The organism is Arthrobacter sp. V1I7 (genome assembly GCF_030817015.1).
Classification (GTDB): domain Bacteria; phylum Actinomycetota; class Actinomycetes; order Actinomycetales; family Micrococcaceae; genus Arthrobacter.
This window is the reverse complement of record NZ_JAUSYS010000001.1, coordinates 2,207,275-2,227,917: the sequence shown is the minus strand read 5'-3', so window position 1 is coordinate 2,227,917 and position 20,643 is coordinate 2,207,275. Positions and strand designations below refer to the sequence as shown.

Annotated in this window: 22 protein-coding genes; 15 read left to right on the top strand and 7 right to left on the bottom strand. The window is 67.5% G+C overall.

Annotated elements, in window-relative coordinates; translation table 11 throughout:
- Positions 1 to 10: 10 nt before the first annotated feature.
- The 5 genes from QFZ69_RS10355 (at position 11) to rfaE2 (ending at position 6,107) form a co-directional block, all read left to right on the top strand.
- Entirely contained in the window at positions 11 to 658 is a 648-nt protein-coding gene (locus QFZ69_RS10355) for an SIS domain-containing protein (RefSeq protein ID WP_306919658.1), read from the top strand.
- On the top strand, positions 655 to 2,112 hold the full coding sequence (locus QFZ69_RS10350; protein ID WP_306917882.1) for a PfkB family carbohydrate kinase: 1,458 nt from the start codon (positions 655 to 657) through the stop codon (positions 2,110 to 2,112). The genes QFZ69_RS10355 and QFZ69_RS10350 overlap by 4 nt, the downstream gene beginning before the upstream one ends.
- Positions 2,113 to 2,204: 92 nt before the next feature.
- A complete protein-coding gene (locus QFZ69_RS10345) occupies positions 2,205 to 2,906 on the top strand; it encodes an SDR family oxidoreductase (RefSeq protein ID WP_306917880.1) in 702 nt (233 codons plus the stop codon).
- Between the two features lie 256 nt (positions 2,907 to 3,162).
- Positions 3,163 to 4,566: an aldehyde dehydrogenase gene (locus QFZ69_RS10340; protein WP_306917878.1), complete on the top strand. Its 1,404-nt coding sequence runs from the start codon at positions 3,163 to 3,165 to the stop codon at positions 4,564 to 4,566.
- Complete coding sequence (gene rfaE2 / locus QFZ69_RS10335; RefSeq protein WP_306917876.1) at positions 4,563 to 6,107, top strand: D-glycero-beta-D-manno-heptose 1-phosphate adenylyltransferase; 1,545 nt, start codon at positions 4,563 to 4,565, stop codon at positions 6,105 to 6,107. Before QFZ69_RS10340 ends, rfaE2 begins: the two co-directional genes overlap by 4 nt.
- Before the next feature lie 41 nt (positions 6,108 to 6,148).
- Here rfaE2 and QFZ69_RS10330 read toward each other — a convergent pair whose 3' ends face one another.
- A complete protein-coding gene (locus QFZ69_RS10330) occupies positions 6,149 to 6,301 on the bottom strand; it encodes a hypothetical protein (RefSeq protein WP_306917874.1) in 153 nt (50 codons plus the stop codon).
- 148 nt (positions 6,302 to 6,449) lie between these two features.
- Here QFZ69_RS10330 and QFZ69_RS10325 point away from each other — a divergent pair, with 148 nt between their 5' ends.
- Together QFZ69_RS10325 and QFZ69_RS10320 are read left to right on the top strand one after the other, a co-directional pair.
- Positions 6,450 to 6,719 carry a DUF6480 family protein gene (locus QFZ69_RS10325; protein WP_306917873.1) on the top strand — a complete coding sequence of 90 codons (270 nt, stop codon included), beginning with the start codon at positions 6,450 to 6,452 and terminating at the stop codon, positions 6,717 to 6,719.
- A gap of 119 nt (positions 6,720 to 6,838) precedes the next feature.
- The gene (locus tag QFZ69_RS10320; protein WP_306917872.1) at positions 6,839 to 7,852 is read left to right on the top strand and encodes an isopenicillin N synthase family oxygenase; all 1,014 of its coding nucleotides are present in this window, start codon (positions 6,839 to 6,841) and stop codon (positions 7,850 to 7,852) included.
- Positions 7,853 to 7,865: 13 nt separating this feature from the next.
- Here the strand turns inward: QFZ69_RS10320 and QFZ69_RS10315 are convergent, their stop codons facing one another.
- Entirely contained in the window at positions 7,866 to 7,997 is a 132-nt protein-coding gene (locus tag QFZ69_RS10315) for a hypothetical protein (RefSeq protein WP_306917871.1), read from the bottom strand.
- Positions 7,998 to 8,237: 240 nt separating this feature from the next.
- On the opposite strand from QFZ69_RS10315, the gene ligD reads away from it, so the two are divergent.
- Complete coding sequence (ligD, locus tag QFZ69_RS10310) at positions 8,238 to 9,266, top strand: non-homologous end-joining DNA ligase (protein WP_306917869.1); 1,029 nt, start codon at positions 8,238 to 8,240, stop codon at positions 9,264 to 9,266.
- 284 nt (positions 9,267 to 9,550) lie between these two features.
- Positions 9,551 to 10,834, top strand: a complete 1,284-nt coding sequence (locus QFZ69_RS10305) for a cyclopropane-fatty-acyl-phospholipid synthase family protein (RefSeq protein ID WP_306917867.1) — start codon at positions 9,551 to 9,553, stop codon at positions 10,832 to 10,834.
- Here the strand turns inward: QFZ69_RS10305 and QFZ69_RS10300 are convergent.
- Positions 10,831 to 11,496, bottom strand: coding sequence for an alpha/beta family hydrolase (locus tag QFZ69_RS10300; RefSeq protein ID WP_306917865.1), 666 nt, complete (start codon positions 11,494 to 11,496; stop codon positions 10,831 to 10,833). The genes QFZ69_RS10305 and QFZ69_RS10300 overlap by 4 nt on opposite strands.
- Before the next feature lie 135 nt (positions 11,497 to 11,631).
- Between QFZ69_RS10300 and QFZ69_RS10295 the strand changes: the two genes are divergently transcribed.
- Positions 11,632 to 11,979: a GNAT family N-acetyltransferase gene (locus QFZ69_RS10295; protein WP_306917863.1), complete on the top strand. Its 348-nt coding sequence runs from the start codon at positions 11,632 to 11,634 to the stop codon at positions 11,977 to 11,979.
- A gap of 8 nt (positions 11,980 to 11,987) precedes the next feature.
- Here the strand turns inward: QFZ69_RS10295 and QFZ69_RS10290 are convergent, their stop codons facing one another.
- Together QFZ69_RS10290 and QFZ69_RS10285 are read right to left on the bottom strand one after the other, a co-directional pair.
- Positions 11,988 to 12,341, bottom strand: a complete 354-nt coding sequence (locus QFZ69_RS10290; protein WP_306917861.1) for a hypothetical protein — start codon at positions 12,339 to 12,341, stop codon at positions 11,988 to 11,990.
- 60 nt (positions 12,342 to 12,401) lie between these two features.
- Entirely contained in the window at positions 12,402 to 12,704 is a 303-nt protein-coding gene (locus QFZ69_RS10285) for a DUF4193 domain-containing protein (protein ID WP_306917860.1), read from the bottom strand.
- Positions 12,705 to 13,114: 410 nt separating this feature from the next.
- On the opposite strand from QFZ69_RS10285, the gene QFZ69_RS10280 reads away from it, so the two are divergent.
- The 3 genes from QFZ69_RS10280 to QFZ69_RS10270 all read left to right on the top strand — a co-directional run bounded on the left by QFZ69_RS10280 (position 13,115) and on the right by QFZ69_RS10270 (position 15,528).
- On the top strand, positions 13,115 to 13,381 hold the full coding sequence (locus QFZ69_RS10280; RefSeq protein ID WP_306917858.1) for a hypothetical protein: 267 nt from the start codon (positions 13,115 to 13,117) through the stop codon (positions 13,379 to 13,381).
- A gap of 113 nt (positions 13,382 to 13,494) precedes the next feature.
- On the top strand, positions 13,495 to 14,670 hold the full coding sequence (locus QFZ69_RS10275) for a zinc-dependent alcohol dehydrogenase (RefSeq protein ID WP_306917856.1): 1,176 nt from the start codon (positions 13,495 to 13,497) through the stop codon (positions 14,668 to 14,670).
- A gap of 147 nt (positions 14,671 to 14,817) precedes the next feature.
- Positions 14,818 to 15,528, top strand: a complete 711-nt coding sequence (locus QFZ69_RS10270; RefSeq protein WP_306917854.1) for a response regulator transcription factor — start codon at positions 14,818 to 14,820, stop codon at positions 15,526 to 15,528.
- On the opposite strand, the gene QFZ69_RS10265 is transcribed toward QFZ69_RS10270, so the two are convergent.
- Positions 15,494 to 16,957, bottom strand: coding sequence for a cell wall metabolism sensor histidine kinase WalK (locus tag QFZ69_RS10265; RefSeq protein WP_306917852.1), 1,464 nt, complete (start codon positions 16,955 to 16,957; stop codon positions 15,494 to 15,496). The two genes, QFZ69_RS10270 and QFZ69_RS10265, sit on opposite strands and share 35 nt — an antisense overlap.
- A gap of 244 nt (positions 16,958 to 17,201) precedes the next feature.
- Positions 17,202 to 17,750 carry an HtaA domain-containing protein gene (locus tag QFZ69_RS10260; protein WP_306917849.1) on the bottom strand — a complete coding sequence of 183 codons (549 nt, stop codon included), beginning with the start codon at positions 17,748 to 17,750 and terminating at the stop codon, positions 17,202 to 17,204.
- 194 nt (positions 17,751 to 17,944) lie between these two features.
- Between QFZ69_RS10260 and QFZ69_RS10255 the strand changes: the two genes are divergently transcribed.
- Positions 17,945 to 18,928, top strand: a complete 984-nt coding sequence (locus QFZ69_RS10255) for a S1C family serine protease (protein ID WP_306917848.1) — start codon at positions 17,945 to 17,947, stop codon at positions 18,926 to 18,928.
- A 350-nt stretch (positions 18,929 to 19,278) separates the two neighbouring features.
- Positions 19,279 to 20,217 (top strand): BTAD domain-containing putative transcriptional regulator, encoded by a 939-nt coding sequence (locus QFZ69_RS10250; protein ID WP_306917847.1) that lies wholly within the window; start codon positions 19,279 to 19,281, stop codon positions 20,215 to 20,217.
- Positions 20,218 to 20,643 lie beyond the last annotated feature (426 nt).

The following is a 20,643-nucleotide window of genomic DNA, read 5'->3' as shown; positions in this document are numbered from 1 at the left end:
GCTCCTGCTGATGCCTGAAACCGGCGCCGCCGTTAGCGCCGCGGTATCCCTGCCGGACTCTGTCGCTGCGGTCCGCAGTCACCTGGACAACGTCCTGCCGGCGTTTGAGTCCCTGCGCGGCCAGTCCTTCCACCTGGCCGCGTGGGGCGAGGAACTGGCGCGGCGACTGCTGCGGGGTTCGCGGCTGCTCGCTGCCGGCAACGGCGGCTCCGCGGCCGAGGCCCAGCACCTGACGGCGGAGCTGGTGGGCCGGTTCGACGGCGACCGGGTGCCGTTTTCGGCGATTTCGCTTCATGCGGAGACCTCGGCCGTCACCGCGATCGCCAACGATTATGGCTTCGAGGAACTCTTCGCCCGCCAGGTGCGCGCGCATGCCCGCACCGGCGACGTGCTGATGCTGCTGTCCACCAGCGGAAAGAGCCCCAACCTGCTCCGGGCTGCGGAAACCGCCGCCCGGCTTGGGGTCGTCACCTGGGCGCTGACCGGTCCCGGCCCGAATCCGCTGACCCTGAGCTGTGACGAGGCCGTGACGATCGACGGTCCGGCCGCCAACGCCCAGGAGTGCCATCTGATTGCGCTTCATGCCGTGTGCCGGGCGTTCGACGCCGAGGTACTGCGCAGCGGACGCCAGGGCGCACCGGAAGGGACCGCGCGATGAGCATCGTCGTTGTCGGTGACGTGCTGCTGGATGTGGACCTCGACGGGCAGGCCACCCGGCTTAGCCCCGATGCGCCGGTGCCCGTCGTTGACGTGTCCAACGTCCGGCGGCGCGCCGGCGGTGCCGGGCTGGTGGCCCGGATGCTCGCCGCCGACGGCCATTCCGTCGTCCTGGTGACGGTGCTGGGTGCGGATGAGGCGTCCAGCCGGGTCGAGGAGGAACTGTCCGGTGTCACGGTGGTCGCGGGGCCGTCCGGTGCCCCTACCCCGGTCAAAACCCGGGTCCGTGCCGGCGGCCATCCGCTGGTCCGGTTTGATGAGGGCTGTGAACGCCCTGCTGTCCCGAAGGTCACCGCCGCCATGCTGCAGGCGTTGGACGGCGCGTCCGCGGTCGTGGTCGCCGACTACGGACGGGGCCTGACCGCGAATGCCGCACTCCGGGCTGCGCTGTCGCGGCTTGCCGGGCGTGTGCCAATCGTTTGGGACCCTCATCCGGCCGGGTCGACTCCGGTTCCCGGCGTCGACGTGGTCACGCCCAATCTGGCCGAAGCCCGCGCCGCCGAGCCCGCCGTCGGGCCCGACACCTTGCCCGCCACGGGGCCCGACACCTTGCCCGCCGCGGGGCCGGACACCCGGCGCCATGCCGGGCCCGACACCTTGCCCGATGCCGCAGGTGCGCTGGCGGTATCGCTGCTGCGCCGCTGGCAGAGCAAGGCGGTGCTGGTGACGCAAGGGGAGCGGGGCGCCGTCCTGGTGCAGGGCTCGGGGGGGAAACCCGTTCAAATCGCGGTACCAAGGACCACCGTCACCGATCCGTGCGGCGCAGGGGACAGGCTCGCCGCGAGCCTCGCGGTCCATCTTGCGGCGGGGCGGGACCTCGAGGGCTCGGCCGTCCTGGCGGTCCGTGAGGCGTCCGCGTTCCTGGCCGGCGGCGGCGTGGCGGGACTGGGTGGCCGCCGGGGTTCGTTCCCGCATGCGGTCCCCGGCGCGGACCGGCCGGATCCGGACGCCTTGGCGCTGGCCCGGCGGGTACGCCGGGCGGGCGGGACCGTGGTTGCAACGGGCGGTTGCTTCGATCTCCTGCACGCCGGGCACGCCCGGTCCCTCGCGGCCGCCCGGCGCCTCGGTGACTGCCTCATCGTGTGCCTGAATTCCGACGCCTCGGTGCGGAGGATCAAGGGCGCGTCCCGTCCCATCATCAACGAGCAGGACCGGTCGGAACTGCTGCTGGCGCTCCAATCCGTTGACGCCGTACTGGTCTTCGATGAGGACACCCCGGAAACCTGCCTCGGTGCACTCCGCCCGGACATCTGGGTGAAGGGCGGCGACCATGACGTGCGTGACCTGCCGGAAACGCCGTTGGTGGAGAGCTGGGGCGGCCGCTGCCTTACCGTGCCGCACTACCCTGCCCGCTCCACAACACATCTTGCCGACGCGCTGGCCCGGGTCGGTTGAGCCAGCCGCCAATCACGCTCCTGGCACGGCCCGCAGGATCCCGGCCCCGCAGGACGGACGTAGAACGCAGACCATACAGTGAAAGGAACACCATGAACCACGAGATACTTTTCCCCGGCCGGGTGCTGGTCACCGGAGGTGCCTCCGGACTTGGCGCCGCCGTCGTTGAGGCCGTGCTGCAGGCCGGCGGGACACCGGTTGTGCTGGACCGGGACCTTCGGGACGTGTCCGCGGTGAAGGCCATCGAAGTGGACGTGGCGGACAGGATGGCCGTGACTGCGGCCGTGCAGCAGGCGGCCGAGATGCTGGGCGGCCTGGACGCGGTGGTGACAGCGGCGGGGATAGACCGTTGCGGCCGGCTGGAGGATGTCCGGCCGGAGGACTGGGAGCAGGTCATCTTCGTGAACCTGCTCGGGACCGTGTCGGTCGTGCGCGCCGCGCTGCCCTACCTGAAGGCTTCCCGGGGACGGGTGGTCACGGTGGCCTCAACGCTGGGCAAACGGGCGCTGCCGGAAGCCTCCGCGTATTGCGCGTCCAAGTTCGGCGTCGTGGGCTTCAGCCAGGCACTGGCCGCGGAAAGTGGCGGCGAGATCGGCGTAACCACTTTGATCCCGGGCGGAATGAAGACCCGGTTCTTCGACGACCGGGCGGAGCAGTACAGGCCACAGGATGATTCCAGGCTGAACGATCCGGCCAACGTGGCGCGTGCCGTGCTGTTCGCGTTGTCCCAGCCGGCCGGCTGTGAAGTCCGCGAACTGCTCATCTGTCATGCGGAGGAGGGCTCATGGCCGTAACGAGCCTCACGGCTGCCTTCGCCACCTCCGCGGCCAGCCGCGCTTCGTCCCGGCTCCCGGCTGCCAGCACCCCGCCGGCTCGCGCCTTCGGACGCGCGGTCGGCAGGGCACCCGCAGGGAAATCACCTACCCGCGCAGCGTGTAAAGACGCTGGCGCCGGGGTACGGAACGGTCATAGGAGCCACCCGAAACCGCCGGCTGCCGCGCTGGCAGCCGGCCGCGCCGGAGTTCCTGGCCACCGCTGGGAAGGAGTCCCGTGTCCACGATAGTCCAGCACGCACGCAACAGCTCTCCGGAGCTGCTGACCATCACCGATCCGCGCAGCGGCGAGACCGTCGGCAGCCTTCCCGTTGCTCGGCCGCTCGCCATCCGGCGGGCGGTGAACGCTGCGCGCGCAGCACACCCGGGTTGGTCCGCGACAGCCCCCGCGGCGAGGGGAAGCCGTCTGAGAGACGCCGCCAGGGCGCTCGCGGCGGCCAGCTCGGAGCTCGCTGAACTGAACAGCCGTGAAACCGGCCGCCCGGCGGCCGAGGCAGCGGCCGGCATAGCCGCGGGGGTCGCAACCCTGGAGCAGTACGCGGAGCTTGGGCCGGTCCACCGCGGGCATAGCCTGAGGGGCGACCCGTTGGCCGCGGATTTCACCATTGCCGAGTCCCGTGGTGTCGCCGTCCTGCTGACCCCCTGGAATGACCCGGTGGCGGTGGCCTGCGGCCTGATCGGCGCGGCCCTGGTAACCGGCAACACTGTGGTGCACAAACCCAGTGAACGCTGCCCGCACCTCGGCATTCTGCTGGGCAAAGTCCTGTCGCCCGCCTTTCCGCCCGATGTCCTTCTGACGCTCACCGGCGGGGCTCCGGTGGGTACGCAGCTGACCGAACAGGCTGGCGTGTCCATGGTGGCGCACGTCGGCTCCAGCGCCTCCGGCGCCCGGATCGGGCGGAGTTCCCTGCTCAGCGGTGCGCACGTGATCCGGGAAAACGGCGGCAACGATCCGCTGTTGGTGGACGACGACGTCGACCCCGTCTGGGCGGCCGGGCAGGCGGCCGTGGGTGCCTTCAGCAACAGCGGTCAGATCTGCACGTCCGTGGAGCGCATCTACGTGCACCGCGCCATCGCAGCGCCTTTCTGTGCCGCGCTCGAGGAGGAAGCCCGGCGCCGGAACGGGGATGGAGGCTTGGCGCCACTCGTGGACCGCGAGCTTCGGGACGCCGTCCACCGCCAGGTCGCCCATGCCCTGCAGCAGGGGGCGCAGGCCGTGGAAGGAGGAACCATGCCGGACGGGCCCGGCTCCTACTACCCGGCCACCGTCTTGCTCAATTGCACGGCGGAGATGAGCGTCATGGCGGAGGAAACGTTCGGCCCCGTGGCGCCGGTACAGGTTGTGGACAGCTTCGACGACGGTCTCCGGCTCGCCGCCGCAGGCCGCTACGGACTGGCTGCCACCGTCCTCACCGGTACGATTGCCCACGCCCAGCGGGCCATCGCGGCGCTTGCGGTCGGCACCGTCAAAATCAATGAGGTCTTCGGTGGCGCCCCCGGAGGGTCGGCGCAACCCCGGGGGGACAGCGGCAGCGGGTTCGGCTATGGTCCCGAACTGCTGGATGAGTTCACCAGGGTCAAGGTGGTGCATATTGCGCCGCCCGGGGACCGGCAGCCGTGAGCCCGGCCCGTCCGGAACCCGCCGGCAACCGTCGCGGGCCGTTGACCGAGCAGCGCGGACTTGAGGACTGGCTTCCCGGGGAACTCGCCACGGTGGCGCCGTCGATTGCTGTCGTCGGCGACGTGATGCTGGACGGCTGGTGGACCGGAACCATCGATCGGCTGTGCCGGGAAGGGCCCGCCCCCGTCGTGGACATCCGCCGGCGCAGCTTCGCCCCGGGCGGTGCCGCCAACACGGCCATGAACCTGGCCGCCCTGGGGGCACGGGTGAGGCTCGTCGGGGTCGTGGGGTGCGATGACGCCGGTTTGGAACTGATACGCCAGTTGGATGCTGCCGGGGTGGACACCACGAATATCCACCGCGTGCCGGGCGTTCCGACCACCACCAAGACCCGCATCAGCAGCGCCGGCCAACTGCTGCTGCGCTTTGATGAGGTGGCCGCCGATCTCCCGGAAGAGGCCCTTGCCGCCGTCGCGCAGTCCCTTCCCGACGCGCTGGGGGAGCAGGACGGGGTAGTGCTGTGCGACTACGGAGCCGGAGCCCTGACCGGTCCGGTCCGGCGCGTCCTGCTCGAATTGCTGCAGGCACGCCCGGCGTCCCTGCTGGCCGTGGTCGATGCCCACGATCCCCGGCCCTGGGCGCCGCTCCGGCCCGACCTGGCCACTCCGAATGCCAGCGAAGCGGCCGGAATGCTGGGCCTCCAACTGCCGCAGGGCGCGGAGCGTTCGACCCTCCTCGTGGAGCACCGGGCTGCACTGCTCGACGCCACCGGCGCAGCTGCCGTGGTGGTCACCCTGGACCGGGACGGAACAGTGCTGTTGCCCGCCGTCGGTGAGGTCCACCGGACCTGGGCGAAGCCCGTGGCGGAGAAGCAGGCGTCGGGGGCGGGGGACACGTTCGTGGCTGCGCTGACCTTGGCCCGGGCCGCCTCGCTGCCGCTGACGACCAGCGTGGACCTTGCGCAGGCAGCAGCCGACATCGCCGTCCACCGCCCCGGCACCTCCGTCTGCGGCACCGCCGACCTCAGCCGGTACCTGGAAAGCTTCGCCGACACCGCGCTCGATGCCGAAGAGCTCGCCCAGCACCTCGCAGGCCATCGGGCGGAGGGGGAGACAATCGTACTCACCAACGGTTGCTTCGATGTGCTCCACCGCGGCCACACCCGTTATCTCAACCAGGCGAAGCAACTGGGGGACATCCTGGTCGTGGCACTGAACAGCGACGATTCCGTCCGGCTGCTCAAGGGACCGGACCGGCCCATCAACACGGTGGCAGACCGGGCCGCCGTGATCGCCGCGCTCAGCTGCGTGGACTACGTCACGGTGTTTGACACCGCCACCCCTATTCCGCTGATCGACCAACTCAGGCCGGAGATCTATGCCAAGGGCGGCGACTACAGCCCGGAGATGCTCGCCGAGACCAGTGCCGTGGAAAGTTACGGCGGACGCGTGGCGATTCTGGATTACGTGGCGGAGCTGTCCACTACGGCGGTGGTGGCACGCATCCGCAGCGGAGAAGGCGTCACACTTGGTGAGGGATGATGCGGCCTGGCTGTGGGCCGGCTCCTCAGGTTCGCTCGGCCTTAATCCCCGGTGCCGGCTTCGCGGGCGCGGTCCGCGTCCTGGGGTTCTTCGATGTCAGGTTCGATCTCACGCGCGGGATCTCCGGCCAGGGAGTCCCTTGCTGCTTCCTGCGTGTCGCGACGGGTCTGGTCCTCGTCTGGAATTTCGGTCATCGGGGGCTCCTGGAGTCGCTGGCTGGGCCGGTCAGGCAGGGGCTATCCGGAACCTTCAGGCCTTGACTGTTACAGAATTATCAGCAGGCTTAGAAATAGTCCAGAGGCACGAATGGCCCTGAGCTACCCAACGGCGGAGGTCCCACGAATGAGCAGCTACCACCCTGAAAACGACCCGGCCAACCCGGACCGGCCACAGGAACCCGGCAATCCGACCGCGGGGGACAACCCCGACGAACCCGGGGGAGCGGACCGGCCGCAAGCCGGTGCCGGCGACGCCCGGGACCAGGCCGGTTCCGCCAATCCCGACCCGCTCAACGGGAACATCACGGGCCTCGAGCCAGGCGGCGGAGTCCCGCCGGGCGAGACACCACCCGCCGAGGACCAGATGAGCGGCGATCAAGGTCACGACGAGTAGCTTGCGGCGCCGGATGACACATTTCGACACGTTTGATGTTCAAGCGGATCGTTCAGTCCGTAACATTGAGGCAATAGCAGGCGTCAGCTTGCCAGGTTCACTGAAAAGGACTACGCACCTTGCCACTCGAATCCTTGCCCGTCCTCGACTTTTCCCGTTTGAATGCGGGTGCGGAAGAAGCAGCCCAGTTCCGGAACGAACTGCGCGAGGTGATGCACGACGTCGGGTTCTTTTATCTGGCGGGGCACGGCGTTCCCCAGGAACTGACCGACGCGATCCTGGACGTCTCACGAAGGTTCTTTGACCTTCCCGAGGAGCAGAAACTCGCCGTCGAAAATGTCTTCAGTGCCCAGTTCCGGGGCTACACCCGGGTCGGCGGCGAACTGACGGACGGCGCTGTCGACTGGCGCGAGCAGATCGATATCGGCGTCGAACGCGGGGCCGTGCAGCCCGGTCCCGGCGTCGCGGATTACTGGCGACTCGAGGGACCCAACCTGTGGCCGGACGCGCTGCCCGAGATGCGGGAGATTGTTTCGGAGTGGACCGAGCGGCTGAGTACCATTTCGCTCACCCTCCTGCGGGCCGTGGCCGTGTCCCTGGGGGCGGCCGAGGACACTTTCGATGAGGCCTTTGCCGAGCGGGCGTTTCCCTTGCTCAAGATCGTGCGGTACCCCGGGGAATCCGACCCGGAGCCCAAGCAGGGAGTGGGTTCGCACCGCGACGGCGGGGTGCTGACGCTGCTGCTGGTGGAGCCGGGTAAAGGCGGGCTGCAGGTTGAACACGAGGGCCGCTGGATCGACGCACCGCAGGTGCCGGGAACCTTCGTGGTGAACATCGGTGAAATGCTGGAGCTGGCCACGAACGGCTACCTCAAAGCGACGCTGCACCGCGTGATCTCGCCGCTGCGCGGCACTGACCGGATCTCGCTTCCCTTCTTCTACAACCCGGCCCTGGATGCGACCATGCCGCGGCTGGCGGTGGCCCGGGAATTCCAGGACAAGGCCCGCGGCCTGTCGGTGGACCCAACGAACAGCCCGATCCTGGAGACCTACGGCGACAACGCCCTCCGCTACCGGCTGCGGGCCCACCCGAACGTCGTCGCGGCCCACCACGAAGACCTGCTGAAGGGCTGACGGCGCGCGTTCCCTACTGACGAGGTGACCAGGCTGTGTGCGGTTCGTCGTCGCCGTCCGCCTGAACCCATGCGGTGAATTCTGCCAGCGTCATGAAGCAGTAGTAGTCGACGTAGCGCAGGTTCTGTTTCTCCGACTTGCTCATGACGGTGATTCGACACCCGCACCCTTCCGGATGTCGTTGCACGGTGCCCGCTTCGCGATGGCCGCCCTTCCCCTGCAGCCTGAGTAGGTTCCGGCCCGATGAAGAGCTGTGGGTGGGCCGGACGCGGACAGGGCCGGCTGCTGGTTCTCGAGTCCTGACCGGGATCGCCGGGGAACAACAGTCACTCCGTGCGGCGGGGGCAGGCTATCCATTGGCGACGTCAGCGGGTAGCTTGTCCACATGGCCAGGGAAGAAACCACGCTTACCGTCGACAGCCCGCACGGCCCGCGCGAGGTGCGGCTGTCGAGCCCGTCCAGGGTCCTTTGGCCGGAGCACGGCCTGACTAAGCTGGACCTCGCCCGGTACGTGGTCGACGTCGGAGACGCGTTCCTGGCGGCCAACGGCGACCGCCCGGTGACCCTCCAGCGGTTCGGCGACAACATCGACGGGGAACAGTTCTTCTCGAAGAATCCGCCCAAGGGCGCGCCGGACTTCGTTCGCTCGGTCATGGTGAAGTATCCCAGCGCACGCGCGCACCCGCAGATCGTGCTTGACGGCGTGGCCGCCGCGGTCTGGGCGGTACAGATGAACACGGTGGTGTTCCATCCCTGGGCCTCGCGCGCGGGCAACCCGGACAACCCCGACCAGCTCCGGATCGATCTGGACCCGCAGCCTGGCACCGGGTTCGGAGACGCCATCCCGGCAGCCCAGGAACTGCGCTCGGTGCTGGCCGAGGCCGGGCTGGAGGCGTTCATCAAAACGTCCGGGAACCGTGGGCTGCACGTCTACGCCCCGATCGAGCCCACACGCGAGTTCCTGGACGTCCGGCATGCCGTGATCGCGGCGGCCCGCGAACTGGAGCGGCGCATGCCCGAAAAGGTCACCACCGCGTGGTGGAAAGAGGAGCGCGGCCCACGGATCTTCGTCGACTTCAACCAGGCGAACCGGGACCGCACCATAGCCGGTGCCTACAGCCCGCGTGCCCTCCCCGGCGCCACGGTCTCCTGCCCGATCCGATGGGAGGAACTCAAGAACGCCGATCCGAAGGCCTTCACGATCCTCAGCGTCCCCGAGCGGCTCAAGGCCACCGGGGATCCCTGGGCCGACATGCATTCCAAGCCGGGAACCATCGACGCCCTCCTCGAATGGTGGGAGCGGGACCTAGCGGCCGGATTGGGCGAACTGCCGTTCCCGCCGGACTATCCCAAGATGCCAGGCGAACCCTCGAGAGTCCAGCCCAGCCGGGCCCGCGTCAAGGACAAAGACTAGAGCTCGATCAGACGCTCGCCGTTGAAGCAGCAGACGACGGCGGCCCGGGATGCCGTCGCATCACGCCTTCCAGCTTGTCCGGACCGGTGAAACCGGCTCTCGGCACCGGCCCGCTGCCGACGTGAATAACTCAGCCACGATAGGCAATGCGCGCGCGGGGCACCCGAGCCACCTCACCGGCAGGGCAGTCAAACGGAGGATCCAGGGTCGTCCGGCCCCTTTCCGAATGCTGAGCGTGCACATATATTAGGGCCACGGAAGCCACGGGATGAGAGGTTGGGGACATGGGGACACCTACAAATGCAGCATCACGGCTGGCCGAAGCGCTGGCCATTGTTCTTGGCGCCCCGGAAATCCCGCTGCGGCTGCAGGCCTGGGACGGTTCGGAGGCGGGCCCGGCAGGGGCGCCGCTGATCGTGTTCAGGTCGCGGCGGGCCCTGCGCCGGATACTGTGGTCGCCCGGGCAGCTGGGCCTCAGCCGGGCGTACGTGTCCGGGGATATCGATGCTCCCGGCGACATCTTTGCGAGCTTCGCCGCGCTACGATCTGCCGGCAAGTTCGCGGAGCCCGGACCGTTCCGCCGGCCCACCGTCCGGGAACTGGGCACGATTCTCGGGACCGCCATCCTGCTCGGTGCACTGGGGCCGAACCCGTCGCCGCCCCCGGAAGAAGCAAAGGTCATCCGCACCGGCCGGCGTCACTCCAAGAAGCGCGACGCTGCGGCCATCTCGCATCACTACGACGTCGGCAACGACTTCTACGCCCTCGTCCTGGGCCCCTCCATGGTGTACTCCTGCGCGGTCTGGGATGACGAGGACATGGGGCTGGAGGCTGCCCAGGAGGCCAAGCTCGACCTGGTGTGCCGCAAGCTGGGCTTGGTGCCGGGTATGCGGGTGCTGGATGTTGGCTGCGGTTGGGGCAGCTTTGCGCTGCACGCGGCCCGGCGCTACGGAGCCGACGTCGTCGGTGTCACCCTCTCCACGGAACAGGCGGTGCTGGCCGGCAAGCGGGTGGCCGACGCCGGCCTGACCGATCGGGTCGACATCAGGGTGCAGGACTACCGCGACATCGAGGATGGCCCGTTCGACGCCATCAGCTCCATTGGCATGTCGGAGCATGTCGGCCGCGAACAGATGCCCGCCTACGTCTCACGGCTGCATGGGCTTCTCCGCCCGGGCGGCCGGCTGCTGAACCACGCCATCTCCTGGAACGCCGGCCCCACTGACCCGGACCCGCATTCCTTCATACCCCGCTACGTCTTCCCCGACGGCGAGATGCTCAGCCTCGCCGACAAGCTGGGCGCGCTGGAAGCCGGGGGCTTCGAGGTGCTCGACGTGGAGGCGTTGCGCCGGCACTACGCACTGACCCTCCGGGCCTGGGTTCAGAACCTCGAGGAGAATTGGACGGAGGCTGTGGAGGCCGTGGGCGCGGGACGGGCTCGGGTGTGGCGGCTGTACATGGCAGCGAGCGCCCTGGGTTTCGAAGCCGGACTGACGGGGGTCAACCAGGTTCTGGTGCAGCGGGACGGCGGCGCCGAACCGCCGCTGCGCCGGACCGGCTGGGTCTAGCTGCGGACCTTCAAGAACGCCGCGACGGCGCCCGCCAGGGATGCGCCTATTTCCTCCTGAGGACGCTTGCGGCCTGCGACCTCGAAGGTGTGGCCGCCGCCCTCGCACCACTCCAGGGTTGCCGGAGGCCCGATGCGGGCTACCACTGCCTCCAGCAGCTCCGGGGTCGCAAAAGCGTCCCGGGTCCCCTGCAGGAAGAGCATCGGCAGGGTCAGCCCATAGAGGTGCTCGTCGCGGAGCCTTTCCGGCTTCCCCGGCGGATGGAGCGGATAACCGAGAAAGACGAGCCCCGCAGCGGCCATGCCCTCGGCGACGGCCATCGAGGCCATGCGGCCGCCGAACGACTTGCCGGCGGCCCACAGCGGCTCGCCCGTCGACCGGGCCGCAGCTTCCTCCATGGCGGCGCGCCAGGCCGCGATCGCAGCCGGCGGCTTGTCCGGAAACTTTTTCCCGGCCTCGCGGTAGGGGAAGTTGAAGCGGAGGGTGGCGACGGACTCCTCGTTCAAGGCCCGGGTGAAGCCGGCGAGGAAGGGATGGTCCATGCCGGTACCGGCACCGTGCGCAACCACGAGCGTGGCGAAGGGGCTGGCGGGCCGAGCGTAGACGGCGGAGACCGCTGTATCGCCGGTGGTGATTGAGACGGGGGATTCGGGTGTCGGCATGACTCCATCATGCCGTCCCCGCGGGCCCGGGCGCCGGTGGCTAGGCTGTCATTACGAGCTATACCGACTACCGGCTTTGAAACTCCGGCGAAACCGATGCCGGGTGTCCTACCCACCACCAGAGAAGCGAGCGCAATGAGCCCGATCACCATCCGCCACAATCCCGATGGGAACCGCTTCGAAGTTCTCGATGCTGACACCGTCATGGGACGGGCTGCCTACGTTGACCGCGTCGACGAGGGCCAGCGGATTTTCTATCACACGGTCATCAATGAAGAATATGAAGGCCAGGGCCTGGCGGGTCGTCTGGCGGCGAAGGCACTCGACGGGACCGTTGCCGCGGGCCTGGCAATCGTTCCCGTCTGCCCGTACATCAAGAAGTACCTGCAGAAGCATTCCGAGTACTCGGCGAACGTCCAGAAGCCAACCCCGGCCACCCTGGAGTTTCTCAGCGCGTACCTGGAGCGGCGCGCCCGTCGGTGAGCAGGACCTTAGCCGCCGGGTTCAGCGGTGTGGGAACCGGGGCTGCTGGACTGGCCGGAGGCTCCCCCCGGGCGGGACAGAAACCTCTCCACGCGGCGGTCCGGAATTAACCAGATGGCGGCAACGCCGGAGTAGACGGCGACGCCCAGCGCCGGATGCACGAGGCTGAGCGCCATCCCCGCGACGTAAAGAAAGGGGGATGCCCTGCCCTTCCAATCCCGGCCCATCGCCACGTCCAAGGGGCCGTTCCGTCCTTGCCGCCGGACCAGCGCCGTCTTCAGAATGTAAAAAACGATCGCCGCAAGCAGCAGGTTCAGCCCGTACACAAGCACTGGAACCTCCGCCAGGTCGCTGTTGTTCATCCAACGGGTGGTAAAGGGAAACAGCGACAACCAGAACAGCAGATGCAGATTGTGGTGAGGCTAGCTGAGGCAGTCAGCGCAGTACGAGTAACCTGCTTTTTCGCGTGCGAGCTGTGAGCGGTGCCGGACGAGGAAGCAGGAGTAGCAGGTGAACTCGTCTTCCTTCTGCGGGATGACCGTGACGGTCAGTTCCTCGCCGGAGAGGTCGGCGCCGGGCAGTTCCACGCCCTCGGAGGTATCGGCCTCATCGAGGTCACGGGCTACGCTCCGTGCGTCCGGCGCATTGGCGGAGCGAAGGGCCTCCAGCGAAGCGTTGCGTGATTCAGCGACGTCGGATCGAACTTCGTCATAGTCGGTTGCCACTTGGTTGATTCTCGATTCTGTTGGTCTGGGATCCCCGGGAATGAACCGTACCGCACGCAGCCGTGTACTCACTGGGAAAAACCGGAAACGACCCCGTGACCCTCACCTCATCAGTGGGAGGGATCCGACGTCGGTAGCTGCGGTACCTGCCATGAGCGTCGTCGGAAGCCTATTTGGAGCTGCCGGTATTTCACTGCACAGAAGCGTCCCCACTTGTCTGCGCGGGCCGCGACGTCGTAGACCGCCTGCCGCCCGTAACGCGGAATCCGCGTGACGCGCGGTGCTGATCCCCGGGTGATCTTGCCCCGTTCACTGATCTTCGTCGCGATTTTACTCGCCGTTAATTCCGGCGTCCTAGGCTGGTGGTTCGAGCACCGTCCGCCAGAACCGTCCGCCAGAAGGGAACCATCATGGCCGATATTGCCGCAGTGCTGGGCCGGCTCACTCCAGAGGAACTGGATGGGCTCCGTGCCGTTGGCCCCCAGGGGCATCTGACCAGACCGCTCACGGATGCCCTCGACCGTGCCGCGGGCGGGCCTGGAGCGGGACGGGGGTACTACGTTCCGAGCGGTAGCGTCAGTCCTACCGGCGGCCCCCACCTTGTCCTGCGCAGCGACGTCTCCGGCTGGCTTTTCGGAACCGCAGCCCAGCTTCCGTTGCCACAGGGAGAGGCGTAGCCGCCGGCATATCTGCTGCGGCGCGGCCGGGCCGCTCCTTGTGTCCGGTGTCTGACCGGGTTACGTTAAATACTCAGCAAGCTTAGTAGTTAATGTTTCCCGAAGGGGTTCTGATGAGGGCACTTACTTGGCAGGGCAAGCGGTCGGTACGGGTCGAAAATGTGCCGGACCCGGTAATCCAGGACGCGACGGATGCGATCGTCAAGATCACGTCCTCGGCGATCTGCGGCTCGGACCTTCACCTGTACGAGGTGCTGGGACCGTATCTGCAGGCCGGCGACATTCTGGGCCACGAGCCGATGGGAATCGTGCAGGAAGTCGGGGCCGACGTGCGGAACCTCACGCCCGGCGACCGGGTGGTCATTCCGTTCAACATCTCGTGCGGGCATTGCTGGATGTGCAAGCAGGGACTGCAGTCCCAGTGCGAGACCACACAGGTGCACTCGCATAACAGCGGTGCCAGCATGTTCGGGTACACCGAGCTTTACGGCTCGGTCCCAGGCGGCCAGGCCGAGTTCTTGCGGGTTCCCCACGCGGACTACGGTCCCGTCAAGGTAGGCCAGGAACTCCCCGACGAGCGCTATCTCTACCTTTCGGACATCCTCCCCACCGCCTGGCAGGGCGTGAAGTATGCGGGCGTCCCCGCCGGCGGAACCCTGGCCGTCTTCGGGCTCGGCCCGGTCGGGCAGTTCGCCAGCCGGATCGGACGCCACCTTGGGCACCGGGTGATCGGCGTCGAGCCGGTTCCGGAGCGGCGTCAGATGGCGGAGCGCCACGGGATTGAGACACTTGACTTCAGCAAGCACATCGGTGATCAGCTCCGCGACATGACCGACGGCCGGGGGCCGGACGCCGTCGTCGACGCCGTCGGCATGGAGGCGCACAACTCCTCGGTGGGTGCTTTCGCCCAGCACGCCGTGGGACTCCTGCCCGACGCTCTGGCCAAGAAGGCCATGGAGACCGCGGGGGTTGACCGGATGTCGGTGCTTCACGCCGCCATCGACTCCGTCCGGCGCGGCGGCACCGTGTCCTTGAGCGGCGTCTACGGCGGCACCGCCAGCCCGATGCCGCTGCTGACGATGTTCGACAAGCAGCTCCAGTTCAGGATGGGCCAGTGCAACGTCCGCCGCTGGACCGACGAGCTGCTGCCGATCGTCGAGGATGCCGCTGATCCGCTGGGCGTCATGGACCTGAAAACGCACGAAGTGCCCCTCGACGGCGCCGCCGCCGCCTACGAGCTGTTCCAGAAGAAGGAAGACGGCTGCATTAAGGTCGTCCTCAAGCCTTAGAGTCCGACGCACACGGTTCCGGTCAGCTGGACCGGCCCCGCGGGCAAACCTGGCCCCGCGGCGCAGCCCGTCTCCGTGAGTGGTGCCGTCAATGGGCCTATGCTGGGTGCACGGCACCATACTGTCTCCGGGGAGAGGAGTCCGGCATTGAGGATCCTGTTGGTCGAGGATGAGAAGGTTCTGGCCGATACCGTGCGCCGGGGTCTGGTGAATGAGGGGTTCGTCGTGGACGTGACCCACGACGGCGTCAGCGGGCTCTCGGCGGCGACGGAGCACGCCTACGATGTGATCCTGCTGGATCTGATGCTGCCGCTCAAGAATGGCTATGACGTCCTCCGCGAACTGCGTCAACGCCGGATCTGGACTCCGGTACTGATGCTGACGGCGAAGGACGGCGAGTACGACCAGACGGATGCCTTCGATCTCGGAGCCGATGACTACCTGACCAAACCGTTTAGTTTCCTCGTCCTGGTAGCCCGCATCAGGGCCCTGATGCGCAGGGGAGCCCCGGAGCGGCCCGTCGTCCTGACGCTCGGAACCCTGACGCTGGACCCGGTCAACCACCGTGTCCGGCGGGGCGAAACGCCGATCAGCCTCACGGCCCGGGAGTACGGGCTCCTGCAGTACCTGATGCGCCGGCACGACCAGATCGTGTCAAAGGCGGACATTCTGGACAACGTCTGGGATTCAGCCTTCGAGGGCGGCGACAACGTCGTGGAGGTCTACATCGGATACCTGCGGCGAAAGATCGATGCTCCGTTCAGCGTCCAGACGCTGGCCACGGTTCGAGGTGTGGGGTACCTGCTCAGCGCCGACCCGATCGCTAAGTCCGCGGCCGCGCCACAACCGCGCGCGTGACCGGCGCCTCGGCTGAGGGTTGCGCAAGCGGGAAGATCATTTCAAAGCGGCATTCCCCGGCGGGCGTTTCCGTGGCGCGAATGGAGCCGTGGTGTGCGGCCATGATGCCTGCGGCGATGGCGAGGCCAAGACCGCTGCCCCCGCCCTCCCGGGACCGGCTTTCGTCGAGCCGGACAAAACGCTCGAATACGCGTTCCCGGTCCTTTTCCGGGATCGGGTCGCCGTCGTCGTCGACGGCGACGACAGCCCAGTCGCCGGATGCGTGCAGGCTGATCCGGATCCGGGACAGGGCATGCCGTTCCGCGTTGTCCAGGACATTCCGCAACACCTGCGCCAGCCGACGGGCATCTCCCGTGATCTTGACCGGGGTGAGGTCGGCGATGACCTTGTGCCTGCTGATCGCGCGCAGCCGGCGGACTTCCTGATCCACAACATCGTCGAGATCCACATCGGCGTCCTCCCGGGTGAGGCCGCCGTCGTTCGTGCGGGCCAGGGCCAGCAGGTCGTCCACGAGGTAGCGCATCCGGGCCGTTTCATCGGCCAGATCGTCCTTCAACTGCAGCCACATCGACCCCGACGGATCCGCGGCCGCGATCTCCACCCCGGCACTCAGCGTTGCGAGCGGGCTGCGGAGCTCGTGGCTGGCGTCGGAGACAAACTGGCGCTGCTCGCGGTCCGAGGCCTGCAGACGCTCAAGCATGGTGTTCATGGTCAGCGCGAGGGCCTCCAGCTCGTCCCTCGTGGGCGGGACGTCGACCCGCCCGTCCAGGCGTTCGGCGTTGATCCGTGCCACCTGGCCGCGGATCTTTTCCACCTGCCGGAGGGACCGGCCCACCAGGAGCCAGACAGAGACGGCCACGACGACCAAGAGAAGGGGTGCCGTCCACAGCATGAGCCTGGCCACGGTGGCGACGGTATCCGCCTGGAGCTGCACTGAGGACGCGACGACGACAAACACTTTGTCGCGGCCCACCAGCGCCCCGGTCACGACGACGTGGAAGTCGTCGTCGTTGCCGATGTTCGGCAGGCTGGTGACGCGCTGGAATAAGGTAAACCCGGGTTCCGGGCGCAGTCCGGATAGTGGCTGGCCGACGGCCCTGGGCTCGGAACCGGCAATGATGGTGCCGGCGGCATCGAGGAGCTGTACGTACTGGCCAGCGTACCCGGTGGCCTTAATGTATTCGCTCGCGTCCTCAAGGTCCTGGTCCACTACCAGCTGGGCTATGACATCCTGTGTCTTCTGCCGCGCGGCGGACTCCGTCGAAGCGGTCAGGGTCGTCTCCAGCAATGCCAGTAGGACCAGTCCGCCCGCCACCAGTGCCATGGCGACCACAGCGACGGCGGCCGCAGTGGAGCGCTTGCGCACTCCCCAGCGGTTCCGGCGACGGCGGGAGCCGCCGCCCCGGGAGTCGGACGGGACCTGTTGCATGTTCCAAGAATGGGCCAACGGCGCGTCCGCGACAACCAAAGCCAACTTTTTTCTCCCGCCCGTCCGGGGCGGCCGTGCAGGTCTCCGGCTTCTCAGCGTCCTCTCAGGTGCTTTGCGGGACAGTAAGTACAGAAGGACAAATCTCACAGGCTAAGGACAGAATCCCGAACCACCGCCCCGGCCGCACGCCGCGGGCCCCGACAGACGACCGGCCGCGCACTCTCCTCAACCAGTGTGCGGCCGGTTATCCTGTGCCGGAGATTTTCATTCGCAGAGATGGTCCTGTGTCTCCGGCCAACCGGATTAACAGGGGATCCATCGGCTGCCCGGCTGCGTACTGGCCGTCGAAGAGTTCGGACCCTTCGTCTGTGATCGCCACCTCGACATCCGACCAGACGAGCGAGCCGTCCGCTGCTTGGCGGGGTGCTCCGGCGCGCAGAGCGGCAACAGCAGTGCGATCCTGACCGACGTCGTCGCCGGCGCTGATGGAGAGGATCCCGCGTCCGCCGGTGAAGGCGATCCAAGGATCCAGCAACCGGACAAACATCATCCCATGGTGTCCGGAGAGGCGGACGTCGCCCCGGAAGCGCAGGATGCCGGTGCCCCGGACGACGTCATAGTCGGAACTGTCGGGGGCGAAGCGGAAGAGACCTGCCTCATCTACGGTTGCACCATCGACCGCCCCCACCGACGCGTCCGGCAGGCCGTTGATGTAGTCGATGAAGCTGCGTTTGATGCCCCAGCTGAGGCCGAGTGGCGGCAGTGGATCGGGCGAAACGGTCGCTGGACTCACGAAGATCTCCTGTGGCTGAAAGGCTGGTCTGCATCTGAGCCTAGTGGCGGATTGCCGGGGGAATGAACTGCTGCCCTCCGGCGGTGCCCCCCGCGGCCTGGGAACCGCATTTCTCTGTGGGCGTAGGGCGCCCGGAACTACGGGCGCGGCGCCGGTGGTTGACTTAGATACCTACCAGTCAAGGAAGGTGCACCGTGGCAACTGCGATAGGCCGGACGTCTGGCCATGAGGCGGCCGAGGACCCGCTGGATTCATACTCAGCGACGGTTGTCCGGGTGGCGGAGACGGTCACTCCGCACGTCGCCGCTATCGAAATGGCCGGCCACGGACGCGGCGGAAGGTTCCGGGTGGGGGCAGGCTCAGCCGTGCTGTTCACCTCCGACGGCTTCCTCGTCACCAACGCGCACGTGGTGGCCGGCACCCAGAGCGGAAACGCTGTGTTTGCCGACGGGACCCGGACTGCGGTCGACGTCGTTGGCGCCGACCCGCTCTCGGATCTCGCCGTCGTGCAGGGCAAGGCACCCACCGCGGCACCGGCGGAATTCGGCGACGCGGAGACGCTCAGAGTCGGCCAGTTGGTGATTGCTGTCGGCAACCCCCTCGGCCTGTCCGGCTCGGTGACGGCCGGCGTGGTGAGCGGGCTGGGCCGCTCCATCCCGGTCTGGTCCGGACGCAACCGCCGCATGATCGAGGATGTCATCCAGACCGATGCCGCCCTTAATGCGGGCAGCTCGGGCGGCGCGCTCGCGGACGCCCGTGGCCGGATTGTTGGCATCAACACGGCAGTGGCAGGCGCCGGGCTGGGCCTGGCGGTGCCCGTCAACGCCACCTCTCGCAGGATCATCGCCTCGCTGCTCAAGGACGGCCGCGTCAGGCGCGCCTACCTCGGGCTGGTCAACACGCCTGTCCAGCTACCAGCCGGCACCGTGGTCCGGACCGGACGGCGGGAGGGCCTTCTCGTTGTTGAAGTCCTCACGGGATCGCCCGCCGAACGTGCCGGGCTCCGGGCGGGAGACATCCTCTTGAGCGTCGGCCAGAAACCCGTGGCGAACGCCGAGAGCCTGCAGAAGCTGCTCTTCGCCGAGGCGATCGGGGTGCCGCTGGAGGTGTCGCTGATGCGCGACGGCACCGAAATGCGAACCGTGGCTGTGCCCGAAGAGATGACGGACAGGAACTGAGCAGGCCGGACGGGTCCCGGCCCCGGTCCTCCCTGCCGGCGTGGGTCCGGCCCGCTTTCTGACCCTCAGCGTCTGCGGAGGTGTTCCGCCACTGGGTGCGGAACACCTGTACTACGCACGTAGTACTTGGGAAAACCTTGGGGTGGCTACTTGGCCATACTTGCCGCGGTACTCGACTTTCCTCCGGTGCCAAGTCGGGTAGCTTCGTTGCTTGTTGTCGCAGGTCAGGCGTGTCACGGTTTCCTTAGAAGACCGGAAGGAACACAGTCTCAACACTTTCATAGTTCCGAACACACTCCGATCTTCGCAAAAGTGGTTGAGATTTAGAGCTGGGGAAATCGGAGAACATCGTGGAAAATTCAGCCGGACCTTCACCGTCAATTTCAGTCCGTCTTTTCGGAACCTTTGAAATACGGCGTAACGGAGCGACGCTCACGGCGACCGACTTGGGCGGTTGCAAGCCGCGGCACATTCTGGAAATACTGCTTCTGAACCTGGGTACGCCGGTCTCGAAAACCCAATTGATCGACATCCTCTGGGGTGCGAGTGCCAGCGAAGGTGCGGTAGCCACCCTGGAGAGCTACGTCAGCGGCATCCGCCGGGCCATCCAGCCCGGGCAGACGAAAACCGGACCACTGCGCACGGCCAACAGCGGCTACGTTCTGGATCCGCAGCTCGTGGATCTGGATCTGTGGGACTTCAAGCAGCTGGTTAGGTCGGCCACCCAGTCTTCGCCGGCCGAGGCCTACCCGCTGCTGCTCAAGGCGCTGGAAGTTTCCGCCGAGCCGCTGCTGGGATTCGAGCTTGTGGCTGACTGGGCCGATGACGCAAGGACGCGCCATTCCGCCGAGAAAGTTGCGGCGCAGATCTTCGCCGCAGAAACGGCCGCCATTCTTGAGCGGACCGACGAGGCAATCCGCTGGGCGCAGGCTGCCATCCGGTCAGAGCCGCTCAACGAACGGGCCTGGACCGTTTTGGTGACCACCTATGAACAAGCCGGCCTGCCTGCGGAGGGTTTGTCCGCGTACGACCGGTGCCGCAGGCTCTTTGACCGCGATCTGGGTTGTGCGCCTGGCCCCGCGCTGCAGGACGCGCACCTCAGGCTCCTCCGCCAGCGCGCCGAGGGGAACTCAGAGCTGTCCGAGGTGCTGGCCGCGCTGCTATACCTCGGTGAACGGCTGGATGAACCCAAGCCCCACATGCTGCCTGCAGCGGAGTCCCGGCGCCTGCATGAGCACGCCGGCAGAGTTCTTGATAGGTTCCTTCAGCGGGTGCGGGCTGCCGTCTGAACAAGGAACTCGTTCCCTCGGCACCGGTGGCCCGGCCCCGGCCCAGGCGGCCCTGACGATCGGCAGCCCCGTCCCAGTGCATGTCGGCGCAACGGCCCGGATCCGGCCGTCATGTCGGACGGCCAGGGGGTGCCGCCCCGGGTAACCCGGACGTCCACGGCAACGTCCAGACTTGTTTCATTCGCTATTGCTGTCACGGCCGGCGGGTGACGCCTGAACTCCACACCCAGGTCCGGTAGGTCACCGGACCGTCCTCCATGTCACTTCTACAGCCTTGGCCGTCCAGGCATAGACCTCGGTCCACCGGCCCGGCGCAGTTCGGAAACCGGCAGTTCGGAAACCGGATCCGCGCCCTCACCGGGATCCCGGGAAGCCGTTCTTGCCGGGAAAGTTCGCGAAATCGAGCTTTATACGGCCCTGTTTGGG